Genomic DNA, 12,680 nt, shown 5'->3' with positions numbered 1-12,680 from the left:
GCGGCCTCTCAAGTGTCGGTCGCCAGCCGGTCGAGCCCGGCGAGCCCGCCGGCGAGGAGGACGAGCAGCAGCACCGCGGCCAACAGGATCGTCGAGACCACGCTCACGAGCGGGTCGAGGCTCTGGCGGAGCGAGTTCCACGCCTGCACCGGCACGGTCCGCGTGTCGGGGCCGGAGAGGAAAAGCGCCATCACGAACTCCTGCAGGCTGACGATGAAGGCGACGAGGGCGGCGACGGCCAGCCCGGCGCGGACCTCGGGGACGACGACGGTCCGGAACGCCGTGAGCCGCGACGCGCCGAGGTCCAGCGCCGCCTCGTGGAGCGCCCAGTCGAAGCGCGCGAACGCGGACTGCATCACCGAGAAGGTGAGCGGCGTCGCCCACAGCGAGTGGGCCAACACGAGCGCGAGGTAGCTCTGCTGGAGGCCGAACGCGCTGAAAAAGGTCAACAGCGTCACGGCGATGACGACTCCCGGGACGAGCAGCGGCAGCAGCGCGAGCCCGACGAGCGCGCCGCGGAACCGGCCGTCGTACCCGCGGAGCCCGAGCGCGGCCGTCGTCCCGACCCCCATCGAGAGGGCGCTCGTCCCGGCCGCGACGACGAGGCTGTTGGCGAGCGAGCGCAGCCACGTCGGCGAGGCGAGCAGTTCGCCGAACCACCGCAGCGACGGCTCCGTCGGCGGGAAGACGACCGCGCTCGACGCGTCGAACGCCGTCGCGACGACGATGACGAGCGGCGACACGAGCAGGCCGAAGAGGGCCGCGACCGCGCCTCGGGCGAGCCAGCCCCGGACCGCGCGGACGCTAGCCAAGGAGCTCACCCCCGTCGTCGAGGCGCCACAGCCCGACGAGCAGCGCCGTCAGCACCACCGCCACGGTGATCACCGCGAGCGCGGCGGCGGCCGGCCAGTCGAACTCGGTCAGGAGGAGCTGCGAGACGAGGATCGCCGTCGTCTGCTCGCTCCCGGACCCGACGAGTAGCGGCGCGGGGTACGCGCCCACGGACCAGGTGAAGCTGATGATGCCCGCCACGGCGATCCCCGGCCGGGCGTGCGGCAGCACGACCTCCCGGAACACGGCCGGCCGGTCCGCGCCGAGGTCGCGGGCGGCCTCGACGAGGCTGTCGTCGAGCGTCGTCAGCACGGCGTAGACGGTGAGGATCGCGTACGGCACGACGATGTACAGCTGCGCGATGACCGCGCCGGCGAGGTTGTCGACGAGCAGGAGCGGCTCCGCGAGCGGGCCGACGCCGGTGAGGACGTCGTTGAGGACCCCCCGGGGCGAGAAGACGAGCACGACCGCGAACAGCTTCACCACGATGGTGGTGAAAAGGGAGCAGACCGCGCCGGCGAGGAGGAGCGTCCGCCAGGGCCCGGCGGCGCGCCAGACGGCGTAGGCGTAGGTCACGCCGACGGCGACCGCGAGGGCGGTCACGAGGACGGCGAACCCGAGCGTGAAGGCGAATATCTCGTGGACCAGCGGCGTCTCGGCGACGTACTCGTACCCCGCGAGCGACCACGATCCCTCCGCGAAGGCGCCGCCCGACGTGCGCTCGGCGAAGCTCAGCCGGAGCAGGTAGCCCATCGGAACGAGGAAGACGAGCCCGTCGAGCAGGAGGAGCGGGACGAGGAGCGCCAGGGTCCGCCACCGCGCGGACAGCTCGACGGCCGGCAGCGCCGCCCGCGCGTCGCTCACCGACATCTATCCCCCGTCCCGTCGAAGTAGAGCGCGTCCTCGGGCCGGAAGCGCACGACCACCGCGTCGCCCGCGTCGACGGCGGGCGCCTCCGCGACCGACGGCTCGACGAACAGCGTCGTCTCGCCGGCCGACAGCCGGATCCGGACGTCCGCGCCCCGGTAGACCGTCTCCTCGACGCGCGCTGGCACCGCGACCGCGGACTCGCCGCCGTCGCTGACGGTCACCTCCGGCGTCCGCTCGGCGGGAGCGACGGACAGCGAGAGCCGCTCCGGCCGCAGCGAGGCGACGACCGCGTCGCCGGCCGCCAGCGACGGGCCCTCGACCGCGGCCTCGAACCCGACGCCCATCGGCGTCTCCAGGCGGGGCCGCGGCCCCGGCTCCGCGGCGGTGCACGCGACGAAGTTCGTCGTCCCGAGGAACGACTCGACGAAGCGGTCCGCCGGGTCGTCGTACACCGCTTCCGGGGTGTCGTGCTGGACGAGCCGCCCCGACTCCATGACCCCGAGCCGGTCGCCGAGCGTGAACGCCTCGTCCTGGTCGTGGGTGACGTAGAGCATGGTCGTGCCGACGCGGTCGTGGATCTCGTTGAGCTCGAGCTGCATGGTCTCGCGGAGCCGCCGGTCGAGGTTCGACAGCGGCTCGTCGAGCAACAGGAGGTCGGGGTCGACGACGAGCGACCGGGCCAGCGCCACCCGCTGTTTCTGTCCCCCGCTGAGCTGCTCGGGGTACGCGTCTCCGTACCCCTCCATCTCGACGAGTTCGAGCATCTCCCGGGCCCGCGCCTCGCGCTCGGCGCCCCCGACGCCGTCCATCTTCAGGCCGAAGGCGACGTTCTCCGCGACCGTCTGGCGCGGAAACAGCGCCCAGTCCTGGAACACCAGCGAGCAGTCGCGCTCGTTGGGCGGCGCCTCCGTCACGTCGACGCCGCCGATCCGCACCCGGCCCGCCGCGGGCGTCTCGAAGCCGGAGATCGCGCGGAGGACCGTCGACTTGCCGGACCCGGACGGGCCGAGCAGGCAGCAGAGCTCGCCCTCCGCGACCGCGAGCGATACGTCGTCGACCGCCGTCAAGTCCCCGTACTCGACGGTGAGGCCGTCCAGTTCGAGCATCTCAGTTGTCCTGGACGAACGCGCGGAAGCGGTCGCTCATGTCGCCGGAGAACTCGGCGACGCCGGCGAAGTTCTGGAACGCGATCTGGTCGAGGTCGTCGTTCGCGATCGGGAGCGCGTCGGCGGTCGTCGAGGGGTGCGTCGTCTCCTCGTGGGAGAACCCGAGGTTGAACTCGGCGGCGTACGCGCTCTGGACCTCGGGGTCGAGCATGAAGTCGATGAACTCGGTCGCCATCGCCTCGTCGGACGCGCCCCGGACGATCTGGTAGTAGTCGATGTACCCCGTCGTCGGGTCGGGCACGGTGACCCCGATCGGGTACTCGTCCGTGTCCCGCGCCTTGCGCAGGCCGTACGCGAAGAAGTAGTGGCCCACGTCGGCGAGCCCCTCGCCAAGCGCCGTCCAGAGCTGTTGGGTGCCCTGGTAGAACGTCGACACCGGCAGGCCCTCGACGGTGTCGAAGAGGGCGTCCATGTACTGGGGGTCGTACACCTCGTCGGCCATCGGCTCGTCGTCCCTGAGCAGCGCCGCCATCATGAACAGCTTCAGCCAGAAGTCGCTGGGGAGCGCGACGTTCTCGGCGGCGTCGGACTGAAGATCGCTCCAAGACTCCGGCGTCCACGCGGCGCTGTTCTCATTGTAGACGTACGCGTGGGCCCCGTACGCGACCGGGACGCCGGACTCGGCCATCTGGTACTGGCGCAGGTTGGACTTGATGCCGCCGGCGTTCGAGAGATCGTCGTAGTCGACGGGGACCCACAGGTCGTCCTGCTGGCCGCGGTAGTTCGTCCGCCCGACGCCGACCGTCACGTCGAACGGCGGGTCGTCCGCGGGGGACTGGCGGATCTTCGAGAGGATCCCCTGCCAGTTCCCGCTCAGTTCGAGGGTGTTGCCCGTCCGCTCCTCGTACATCGGCTTGATTACCTCGCGGAACACCGTCTCGTTCGTGCCGCTCCAGACCGAGACGCGGAGGGTGTCGGTCCCGCTCGCGGTGCCACCCATACAGCCGGCCAGCGCCGTCACCGCCGCGCCGCCGGCCGCCGTCAGATACGTTCGTCGACTGGCTCCGACGGCGTCGCCTGCGGGCTTATCTGCCATTACCGATCCCTGGGCCCGGACGACCAAAAACGGTCGGTCGAACGGGTCAGACGGCGGTCGCGCTCCGCGTCGGACTGACCGGCCGACGCGCCGAGACGGGTGCGGTCGACGCTCGCGCGGTCGCCGGGTCGGCGCCGATGGAACCGTTCAAGTCGCTCGGCTCGCACGGTACGATCGTCTCGCGCGTTCCGGGCGCCCGACGGTGACCGAACCGATGGTCGGATCCCCCCAGGCGGTGCGTCATTGACCCATGCGGCGAGCGCTGCGGTTCCTCGTCGGGGTCGCCGCGGGTGCCGCGATCCTGGCGGGGTACCTGTACACCGTCGGGATCGAGACCGTCCTCGACCGGGCGCTCGCGGTGACGCCGCTGATCCTCGCCGTCGTCGCGCTGCTCGTCGTCTTGGAGGGAATCGCGGACGCCATCGGCGTCTGGGCGTCGATCGCCCCGCTCGGGGACGGGATCTCCGCCGGCGAGAGCGTTCGGTTCGCGCTCGCCGGCGACTTCTTCGACACGCTCAGCCCGGCGGGACCGGTCAGCTCGGAGCCGATCATGGCCCGGTTCTTCAGCGTCGCCACCGACACGGGGTACGCCGACGCGCTCGGCGTCCGCTCGACGGCGAAGTACGTCAAGTCGGGGACGCAGGCGGCGTTCTCGGCCCTCGTCGGGCTGGCCGTCCTGCTCGACGCCCCGGACGCGGCGCCGATCCTGACGACGTTCGGCGTCGCCGTCGGGGGGCTGGCGCTGTTCGGCGCCGCGGTACTCTCGACCCGCGACCGACTCTCCGACGGGATCGTCGCGCTGCTCGCGCCGGTGATCACTCGCGTGTCGGCGCTGTACCGCGACCCGCCGCACGACAGGGCGTTCGTCGAGGCCGGCGTCGCGCGCTACTGGGAGCGCATCGTCGACTTCCGACGGACTCCGGGGCTGATCGGGCTCATCGCGCTCGGCGGACTGGTAGAGCAGGCGCTCACCGCGGCCGCGCTGTGGGTCGCGCTGTCCGGGCTCGGCGTCGAGAGCGCGTTCCTGCCGATCCTCGTCCTCGTGCCGCTCCCGCAGATCGCGAGCGTCGTCCCGATCCCGGGCAGCCTCGGCGCCTACGACCTGCTCCTCGGCGGGGCGTTGACCGTGGTCGCGGGCGTTCCCGGCGCGGCCGCGACGGCCGCGGTCCTCGTCGTTCGGACGCTCGCGCTCCCGTTCAGCGGGATCGCGGGCGGGCTCTGCGTCGCGTCCCTCCGCGGCTGGCGCCCGACCGGGTGACCCGCGTCCAGCCCCGTCGCTCCGATCTCGTCCGCGGACGACCACCCCGGCGCGTGCGTCCGCCGTCGTCGCCGACGGTCACCGTCTCCGGCCGCCGTTTCGGTCCGATCACGCTAATTGGGAACATATTGAGACAAGACCCGGCGACGCGGGCGCCGAACCGACCGACGACGACGCTCCGCACGCGTTTTAGGCAGTACTAAAAATTGATATGTATCGATAAGTAGCACTCGGTAAACAGCCAGAAAACCCGTTTCGGAGCCTGTATATTCAAATTTTAGGGTGTCCTAAAAGTAAAGATTTATGATACGTTGGGGACAATGTCCATTCGCAATGAGCGCAGAGGGACTCGAACGGCAGACGCGAAGCTTCCTGAGCAACGAAGTGCCACAGATCCAGCAGCACGGCGGCAACTTCGAGATCCGGGACGTCGACGAGGAGGCGGGGACGGCGACCGTCGCCATCGGCGGCGCCTGCTCCGGATGCGGCATCGCCCCGATGACGATGCGGGCCATCGAGCGCCGCCTCCCCGAGAGCGTCGACGGGCTCGAGGACGTGGAGGTCGTCCGGGCCGGCGGGCCGCGCGCCGCGGTCATGCCGTCGAAGACGGACGAGATGGACGAGATGGACGAGTACGAAGACTACAGCCCGCCGTTCTGAGCGGCCGCCCCGTTCGGGTCCGGCCGCCCGCCGAGCGCGGCTTTTTCGCGCGCGGCCCACGACCGCGAGCCGACCGACTGCCGGTCGTCGCGCGCTTCGGCCTCGGGCCGCGGTTCCGTCGCGTCGGCGGCGGCGTTCCGCTTACCGCGTCGACAGCGTTCCCGGCGTCCACTCGGCGCCGTCGAGTTCCCGGTGCGTGAACGGGACCGCGTCCTCGCCGCTGTAACTCGCGACGAGGTGCCCGTCGCCTTCGAGGTAGTACTTGTACGTGGTGAGCCCCTCCAGGCCGACCGGGCCGCGGGCGTGGATCTTGCCGGTCGAGATGCCGACCTCCGCGCCGAGCCCGTAGCGGTAGCCGTCCGCGAAGCGGGTCGAGGCGTTGTGGAAGACGCTCGCGGCGTCGACGCCGGTCATGAACGTCTCGGCCGTCTCGGCGTCCTCGGTCAGGATCGACTCGGTGTGTTTCGAGCCGTGGTCGTTGACGTGGTCGATCGCTTCGTAGGCGTCGTCGACCACCTTGATCGACAGTTCGAGGTCGCCGTACTCCGTGTCCCAGTCGTCGGCGGTCGCGGGCCCGATGTCGACGACCTCGCGGGTCCGCTCGTCGCCGCGCAGTTCCACGCCGGCGTCCTCGTAGCGCTCGACGAGGTCCGGGAGGAACGAGTCGGCGACGGACTCGTGGACGAGCAGGGTCTCGACGGCGTTACAGACAGCGGGGTACTGGACCTTCGCGTCGAAGGCCACGTCGGCGGCCATCTCCAGGTCGGCGTCCGCGTCGACGTACACGTGGCAGATCCCCTCGGTGTGGCCGAGCACCGGGATCTGGGTGTTCTCCTGGATGTAGGAGACGAACTCCGAGGAGCCGCGCGGCATCACGAGATCGACCCGGTCGTCGAGTTCGAGGAGGCGGTCGACCTCCTCGTGGGCCTCGATCAGCGCTGCCCACCCGTCGGGCAGGTCCGCGGTCGCGTCAACGATCGCCTCGTGGAGGACGCGGTTCGACTCGCTGGCCTCGCTGCCGCCCTTGAGGACGACCGCGTTCCCGGACTTCAGCGCGAGCGCGGCGATCTGAACCAGCGCGTCGGGCCGCGACTCGAACACCGTCGCGACCACGCCGATCGGCACCGCCACCCGGTAGAGTTCGAGGTCCTCGTCGAGCTCCCGCGCCGCGAGCGTCTCGCCGAGGGGGTCGTCCTGTTCGGCGACCGACTCGACCATCGAGGCGATCTCCTCGACCTTCGTCGCGTCGAGCTTCAGGCGGTCGACGAGGGCCTGCGTGTACTCGCCGTCCGCGAGCATCGCCTCGGCGGCCTCCACGTCGACCGCGTTCGCCTCGAGTATCTCCGACTCGCGCTCGCGGATCGCGTCGGCTATCGACCGGAGCGCCTCGTCGCGGGTCGCCTCGTCGGCGTTCGCGAGCCGCAGCGCGGCGCGCTCGGCCCGCCGGGCCAGTTCGTCGGTGTCCGCTTCCACGTCGGTGGTGTTGCTCTCACTCATCGTCGTCACCCGTCTCCGGCACGAATAGCGTGCCCGTCGGCTTACCCGCTGCGATCCGCGCTAACACGTCGCGCTCCGCCGATCCGGCGATGATCGCGGGGATCCCGTGGCGGCTCACGTCGTGGGCGCCCTCCACCTTCGTGCGGATGCCGCCGAAGTCCGTCTCCGTGCCGTCGCCGACGATCTCCCGCAGCCGCTCGTAGCCGTCGTCGACGGCCTCGATCAGCTCCGCGTCACCGTCGCGCTTCGGGTTCCCGGTGTAGACCCCGTCCACGTCGGTGAGCGTCACGAGGAGGTCGGCGTCGAGCCCGATCGCGATCGACGCCGACAGCATGTCGTTGTCGCCGATCCGGAGCTCGTCGGTCGCGACCGCGTCGTTCTCGTTGACGACGGGGACGACGCCCCACGACAGCAGCGTCTCGACGGTGTTGGTGAAGTTGTCGAACCGCTCCGGGGCGTCGAGGTCGGTCCCGGTCACGAGGATCTGCGCCACGTCCTGGTCGAACCGCTCGAAGCTCTGCGTGTAGTGACGCATCAACAGGCCCTGGCCCACGGTCGAGAGCGCCTGGCTCTCCGCGATGGACTCGACGCCGTCCCGCGACTCGGGCCCCGTGTCGAGCCGACCCGTCCCGGCGCCGACCGCCCCGGAGGAGACCAGCACGACCTCGGTACCGCGCTCGCGGAGGTCCATCACGTCCGCGACCAGTTTGTCCAGCTTCACCCGGTCCAGCCGCGAGTCGTCGTCGGTGAGGGAGTTCGTCCCCGCCTTGACGATCACGCGGTCGGCCGCGGCGGCCTCCTCTCGCGCGGCCGCCACGCGCTCGCCGTCGGTCGCGCCGACCCGCTCCACGCTCGCGTCCTCAGCCATCGTCGAACGCCTCGGCGAGCTCCCGGGACCGGCGCTCGGCGGCCGCGACCGCGTCCTCGACCGCCGCGTCGGCCTCGCTGTCCCACAGCACCTCCATCCCCTCTATCGTCGTCCCGTTCGGCGAGCACACCGCGTCGATGAGCTCGTCGACGCTGCGGTCGTCGCGGAGCACCGTCTCGGCAGCGCCCTTGAACGTCTGAGCGGCCAGCGTCTCCGCCTGTTCGGCGTCGAGCCCGCTGTCGATCCCGCCCTGTTTCATCGCGTCGATCAGGTAGAACGCGAACGCGGGACCGCTGCCGTTGACCGCCGTCGAGACGTGCATCAGCGACTCGTCGACCTCGACGAACTCGCCGACCGCGTCGAGCATGGCGCGGACCTCGTCGGTGAGGCCCGCGTTCGTCGCGGCCGCGGCCATGTTCCCCGTCTCCGCCGCCAGGTTGGGCATGATCCGGACGACGGAGGCGTCGGTGCGGGCGGCGACGAACTCGCGGGGGAGCCCCGCCGCCAGCGTCACCAACTGCTGGTCCTCCCGGAGGTCGAGGTCGTCGAGGACCGCGGGCGCCACGTCCGGTTTCACCGCGAGGACGACGATGTCGGCGCCGTGCGCCGCGTCCACGTCCTCGGTCGTCTCGTCGACGGCGTCCTCGATCGCGGCGAGCGCCTCGGGATCGAGGTCGATCGCCGTCAGGTGGTACCCCTCAACGCGGGCGAGCCCCCTGAGCAGGGCACCCCCCATGTTCCCGCAGCCGATAACGCTCACTCGAGTCATTTGGCCCTACGGAATCGTCGGGCGGACATACCAACTGCGGTTTTCGCAATTTTCCGCGATCGGTCGATTTCGTCCCCCTCGCGGCCGCTTACACCAAATCCGCGTACAGCGATCGGTAGCGGTCGGCGATCGCGTCGAGCGAGAAGGCCTCGCTCCGCTCGGCGGCCCGCGCGCCGAGTTCCGCCCGACGGTCGGCGTCGCGGAGCGCGTCGATGGCCTCGACGAACCCCTCGACGTTGTCCCCGCGAGCGTCGGCGTCGGCCGCGGCGTGCGCCCCGTCGCCCGCGTCGCCGACCTTCAGGCACTCCTCGCCGTCGTCCAGCCACGAGAACGTCTCGATGTCGCGCACGACGAGCGGCTTGCCGGCGGCCATCGCCTCCAGCAGCGCGATCCCCTCGTTCTCCTCGTGGGTCGGGAAGCAGAACACGTCGCCCGCGGCGTACGCGCCGCGGATGTCGTCGACGAACCCCGTGAACGTGCAGTTCCTGGGCGCCTCGTCGACGAGCCGCTTCGTCTCGCGGCCCTTCAGCGAGCGATCGATGGGGCCGAACCAGACGAAGTCGACGTCCGGCATCCGGTGGGCCGTCTCGACGAACGTCTCCAGCCCCTTCCGCTTGATCACGTGGCCGACCATGAACACCGTCGGCGGGTCCAGGTCGTAGCGGTCGCGGTACTCGGCCTCCAGCGACTCGAACCCGTCGAGCTTCCCCCGGTCGACGCCGTTCGAGACGACCGTCGTCGGCGCGTCGGTGTACCCCTCGATCACCGACCGGTTGTACTCGGAGGGGCAGATCAGCCGGTCGGCGAGCCCGTACGCGCGGCGGAGGTACGGCCTGAGCGGCCGCGCGAGCGCGTTCGTGAACCGGAAGCTGTCGCCGAAGTCCTCCGCGGTGACGTGGGTGTGCGCGACGACGGGGACGCCCGCCTTCCGGGCGCGGCGCGCGTACCAGACCGAGCGCGGCCCCATCAGGTTGAGGTGGAGCACGTCGGCGTCGAGCGTCGGCTCCGTCGTGTAGTCGATGCCGACCCGGTCGAGCATCTTGCGCTGGTGGTCGACGGACGCCGCCATGCCGCCGGTGACGCGCTCCGCGAACTCGAAGTAGTGGCTGACCTTCATCGGCGGGTCGGCGGGCGCGGCCGCGCGGCGGTCGCGTCTCGGGCCCCGGCGCAGTCGCTCACTCGACTTCCAGCCACGGGACCTCCATCAGCGCGGGGATGTACGTCTCGATGTGGTGCTCCCAGACGCCCTCCTCGCCGAACGCCTCGCCGTGGTCGGCGGTGACGACCACGTCGCCGTCGAGCTCGTCGACGAGCTCCGAGACGCTCTCTAAGGCGATCCGGAGGTTCTCCTCGTACATCGACAGCGCGGTCACGCGCGTGCCGTCCTTCACGAGGTCCTTCGGGTCGAGTTCGAGCCACAGCCCCGCCTTCTGGGCGAACTCGCTGTCGTCGAGCCGGCTCTCGATCTTCGGCCGGACGGAGTCGCTGAGCGAGGAGAGGAGCCCGCCGTCGTCCTCGCTTCCGCCGTTTTCCTCCGCTTCCCCCTGCTCTCTGATCCCCTTCTGGATCTGCTTGAGCTTCTGCCCCTTCCCGCGCGAGAGGTAGGGCGCGTGCGGCTGCATGTAGTGGAGGACGGTGCGGTCGGCGCGCTCGACGGCGTCCTGGTTGCGGTGGAACGCGTCCGCGATCCCCTCCGGCGGGACGGTGCCGAGGTCGTCGTCCCAGTCGGTCTTCCACACGTCGTGGATGTCGCTGATGTGCTCGGAGGCGGTCCACTCGTAGTCGCAGCTGGCGCCCCACTTCAGCTCGTTCAGCGGGATCCCCAGGTCGTTGATGAAGGGGTTCCCGGAGAAGTACGCGATGTCGTGGTCGTCGGTGAACGTGCGGTAGGCCCACTCGGGCGTCGACGAGCCGACGCTGCGCCGCTTCTCGAGCGTGCCGTCGAGGTACTCGTCGTACACGTCGGCGAACACGTCGTACCGGCACGCGTCGAGCACCAGACAGTAATCCCACTCCGACTCGAGGAACCGCTGATCTTCCATTAGGTGGGCCGTCGGCCCGCCGGTACGTATGCATTCTCATTCTCGCCCCCGGACCGGCGGTCCGCGAGCGTGGCCGAGGCCCGGAGACGCCGACGCGCCGGCGGGCGCGAAGCAGACGTTTCAAGTTCGCTACCGCCCCACCCAGTCCATGGACGGCCCACAACGGCGCGCGCTCATCCTCGGTGCGGGCGGCGCCGTCCTCCTCCTCGCGGTGCTGTTCGTCGTCGTCGGCGTCGACCGCATCGTCGACGCGCTCGCGGCCGCCGACCCGGGTCTCGTCGCCGTGACGCTCGGCCTCGGGCTCTGCTGGCTCGCGGCGTGGAGCCTCATGCTCCGCGCCGTGCTGGGCGCCCTCGACGTCGAGATGTCCGTCCGGACCGCGTTCCTCGTGTACAGCGGCGCCGCCTTCGCGAACAACGTCACCCCGTTCGGACAGGCCGGCGGCGAGCCGGTCGCCGCGGCGCTCATCTCGAAGGTGGGCGAGGCGCGCTACGAGACCGGGCTCGTCGGCATCGCGAGCGTCGACGTGCTCAACGTCGTCCCCTCCGTCTCGCTCGTGTTCATCGGAGTCGGGTCCTACGCGGCCACCACGGCGGTCGGGGACCGCGTCGGGTTCGCGGTCGCGAGCGCGGTCGCGCTGATCGCGGCCATCGTCTCGGCCATCGCCTTCGTCTGGCGCTACCGCGTCGCGGTCGTCGACCGCGTTCCGGGCGCCGTCGGCCCGTTCCTCGGACGCTTCGACCGCTTCGACGCCGAGACGATCGAGGCCGGCCTCGCCGACCGCCTCGGCAACTTCTTCGCCGACATCGAGCGCGTCGGCACCGACCGGCCGCGCCTCCTCGGGATCGTCGCGCTCTCGCTGTTCGGCTGGCTCTTCCAGGCCGCCGCTCTCACCGCCGCGTTCGCCGCGATCGGCCACCCGATCTCGCCGGTGATCCCGGTCTTCGTCGTTCCCCTGTCGTACGTCGCCGGCGCGACCCCGCTCCCCGGCGGGCTGGGGGGCATCGAGGCCGCGCTCGTCGGGCTGCTCGTGCCGACGACCGGCGTCGCCGCCTCCGCGATCACCGCCGCCGTCCTCGTCTTCCGCGGGGCCGTCTACTGGGTCCCGATGGTGATCGGGGGCGCCTCCGCGTCCGCGCTGGGCGTGAGGGCGTTCGAGTAGCGCGCCGCGTCAGAACCGGTCCGATCGCCTCCGCACCGCCGCGCCGAGGGCGTACGCCGCGCTCCCGAGCGTGAGCGCGACCGCGAGGGCGACGACCGGGCCGATTCGCAGGCCGGTCAGCAGCTCGGCGCGCGGACCTAGCGCGACGGTCGACGGCCGCGGCACCGCGTAGCCGCCGTCGTCGAGCGTGGCGCCGCGGACGACCGCTGCGAGCGGCGGGACGACGAAGACCCAGATCGCCGCGAGGAACGTCGCTCCCCAGCCGGCGAGGAGGCCGCCGCGGTGGCGCCCGGCGTACCCGGCGCTCGCGAGGCCGACGGCGACGAGGACGGCCCAGATCGGGTACCGCCAGGCGGTTCGGATCGGCTCCCACGGGAAGGCGACGAGGAACGAGGCGGCGACGAACGCGACGCCGACGGCGCGGAGCGCGCGGTTCGGAGACCGACCGGTGCCAAGGAGGGCTCGCGGGGCCATGGGGACACGTGGACCGGGACGGGCAAAAGCGAAGGGGAGCGAGCCGC

13 protein-coding genes are annotated in these 12,680 nt (G+C 71.2%); 3 read left to right on the top strand and 10 right to left on the bottom strand.

The window, feature by feature from the left end; translation table 11 throughout:
• Positions 1 to 8 precede the first annotated feature (8 nt).
• The 4 genes from DVK06_RS04405 to DVK06_RS04390 are packed head-to-tail and all read right to left on the bottom strand — an operon-like array spanning position 9 to position 3,903.
• A complete protein-coding gene (locus DVK06_RS04405) occupies positions 9 to 812 on the bottom strand; it encodes an ABC transporter permease (RefSeq protein ID WP_053771498.1) in 804 nt (267 codons plus the stop codon).
• Positions 805 to 1,695: an ABC transporter permease gene (locus tag DVK06_RS04400; RefSeq protein ID WP_121599439.1), complete on the bottom strand. Its 891-nt coding sequence runs from the start codon at positions 1,693 to 1,695 to the stop codon at positions 805 to 807. Before DVK06_RS04400 ends, DVK06_RS04405 begins: the two co-directional genes overlap by 8 nt.
• Entirely contained in the window at positions 1,692 to 2,807 is a 1,116-nt protein-coding gene (locus tag DVK06_RS04395) for an ABC transporter ATP-binding protein (RefSeq protein ID WP_121599438.1), read from the bottom strand. Before DVK06_RS04395 ends, DVK06_RS04400 begins: the two co-directional genes overlap by 4 nt.
• A gap of 1 nt (position 2,808) precedes the next feature.
• Positions 2,809 to 3,903 (bottom strand): extracellular solute-binding protein, encoded by a 1,095-nt coding sequence (locus DVK06_RS04390; protein ID WP_121599437.1) that lies wholly within the window; start codon positions 3,901 to 3,903, stop codon positions 2,809 to 2,811.
• A gap of 250 nt (positions 3,904 to 4,153) precedes the next feature.
• Here DVK06_RS04390 and DVK06_RS04385 point away from each other — a divergent pair, with 250 nt between their 5' ends.
• Together DVK06_RS04385 and DVK06_RS04380 are read left to right on the top strand one after the other, a co-directional pair.
• Positions 4,154 to 5,161: a lysylphosphatidylglycerol synthase domain-containing protein gene (locus tag DVK06_RS04385; RefSeq protein ID WP_121599436.1), complete on the top strand. Its 1,008-nt coding sequence runs from the start codon at positions 4,154 to 4,156 to the stop codon at positions 5,159 to 5,161.
• A 333-nt stretch (positions 5,162 to 5,494) separates the two neighbouring features.
• A complete protein-coding gene (locus DVK06_RS04380; protein ID WP_121599435.1) occupies positions 5,495 to 5,821 on the top strand; it encodes a NifU family protein in 327 nt (108 codons plus the stop codon).
• A 141-nt stretch (positions 5,822 to 5,962) separates the two neighbouring features.
• Here the strand turns inward: DVK06_RS04380 and DVK06_RS04375 are convergent, their stop codons facing one another.
• From DVK06_RS04375 to DVK06_RS04355, 5 genes are all read right to left on the bottom strand, one after another.
• Positions 5,963 to 7,318, bottom strand: a complete 1,356-nt coding sequence (locus DVK06_RS04375) for a glutamate-5-semialdehyde dehydrogenase (protein WP_121599434.1) — start codon at positions 7,316 to 7,318, stop codon at positions 5,963 to 5,965.
• Positions 7,311 to 8,186 carry a glutamate 5-kinase gene (gene proB, locus DVK06_RS04370; RefSeq protein WP_053771276.1) on the bottom strand — a complete coding sequence of 292 codons (876 nt, stop codon included), beginning with the start codon at positions 8,184 to 8,186 and terminating at the stop codon, positions 7,311 to 7,313. The genes DVK06_RS04375 and proB overlap by 8 nt, the downstream gene beginning before the upstream one ends.
• Positions 8,179 to 8,955 (bottom strand): pyrroline-5-carboxylate reductase, encoded by a 777-nt coding sequence (proC, locus tag DVK06_RS04365; RefSeq protein ID WP_121599433.1) that lies wholly within the window; start codon positions 8,953 to 8,955, stop codon positions 8,179 to 8,181. Before proC ends, proB begins: the two co-directional genes overlap by 8 nt.
• Positions 8,956 to 9,043: 88 nt before the next feature.
• A complete protein-coding gene (locus tag DVK06_RS04360; protein WP_121599432.1) occupies positions 9,044 to 10,072 on the bottom strand; it encodes a glycosyltransferase family 4 protein in 1,029 nt (342 codons plus the stop codon).
• A gap of 58 nt (positions 10,073 to 10,130) precedes the next feature.
• Positions 10,131 to 10,997, bottom strand: coding sequence for a hypothetical protein (locus DVK06_RS04355; RefSeq protein ID WP_053771273.1), 867 nt, complete (start codon positions 10,995 to 10,997; stop codon positions 10,131 to 10,133).
• A 148-nt stretch (positions 10,998 to 11,145) separates the two neighbouring features.
• Here DVK06_RS04355 and DVK06_RS04350 point away from each other — a divergent pair, with 148 nt between their 5' ends.
• The gene (locus DVK06_RS04350) at positions 11,146 to 12,159 is read left to right on the top strand and encodes a lysylphosphatidylglycerol synthase transmembrane domain-containing protein (RefSeq protein WP_053771272.1); all 1,014 of its coding nucleotides are present in this window, start codon (positions 11,146 to 11,148) and stop codon (positions 12,157 to 12,159) included.
• A 9-nt stretch (positions 12,160 to 12,168) separates the two neighbouring features.
• On the opposite strand, the gene DVK06_RS04345 is transcribed toward DVK06_RS04350, so the two are convergent.
• Positions 12,169 to 12,633: a hypothetical protein gene (locus tag DVK06_RS04345; protein ID WP_121599431.1), complete on the bottom strand. Its 465-nt coding sequence runs from the start codon at positions 12,631 to 12,633 to the stop codon at positions 12,169 to 12,171.
• Positions 12,634 to 12,680 lie beyond the last annotated feature (47 nt).

It is taken from the genome of Halorubrum sp. Atlit-28R (genome assembly GCF_003665955.1).
In the GTDB taxonomy this organism is placed as follows: domain Archaea; phylum Halobacteriota; class Halobacteria; order Halobacteriales; family Haloferacaceae; genus Halorubrum; species Halorubrum tropicale.
Note: the sequence above shows the minus strand (reverse complement) of the source record. Positions and strands in the feature narration are given on the sequence as shown.

Coding starts and splice junctions, on each gene's coding strand:
- DVK06_RS04375 (WP_121599434.1), bottom strand. CDS start 7,318: ATGAGTGAGAGCAACACCACCGACGTGGAAGCGGACACCGACGAACTG.
- DVK06_RS04390 (WP_121599437.1), bottom strand. CDS start 3,903: ATGGCAGATAAGCCCGCAGGCGACGCCGTCGGAGCCAGTCGACGAACG.
- DVK06_RS04385 (WP_121599436.1), top strand. CDS start 4,154: ATGCGGCGAGCGCTGCGGTTCCTCGTCGGGGTCGCCGCGGGTGCCGCG.
- DVK06_RS04345 (WP_121599431.1), bottom strand. CDS start 12,633: ATGGCCCCGCGAGCCCTCCTTGGCACCGGTCGGTCTCCGAACCGCGCG.
- DVK06_RS04355 (WP_053771273.1), bottom strand. CDS start 10,997: ATGGAAGATCAGCGGTTCCTCGAGTCGGAGTGGGATTACTGTCTGGTG.
- DVK06_RS04380 (WP_121599435.1), top strand. CDS start 5,495: ATGAGCGCAGAGGGACTCGAACGGCAGACGCGAAGCTTCCTGAGCAAC.
- DVK06_RS04360 (WP_121599432.1), bottom strand. CDS start 10,072: ATGAAGGTCAGCCACTACTTCGAGTTCGCGGAGCGCGTCACCGGCGGC.
- DVK06_RS04395 (WP_121599438.1), bottom strand. CDS start 2,807: ATGCTCGAACTGGACGGCCTCACCGTCGAGTACGGGGACTTGACGGCG.
- proB (WP_053771276.1), bottom strand. CDS start 8,186: ATGGCTGAGGACGCGAGCGTGGAGCGGGTCGGCGCGACCGACGGCGAG.
- DVK06_RS04350 (WP_053771272.1), top strand. CDS start 11,146: ATGGACGGCCCACAACGGCGCGCGCTCATCCTCGGTGCGGGCGGCGCC.
- proC (WP_121599433.1), bottom strand. CDS start 8,955: ATGACTCGAGTGAGCGTTATCGGCTGCGGGAACATGGGGGGTGCCCTG.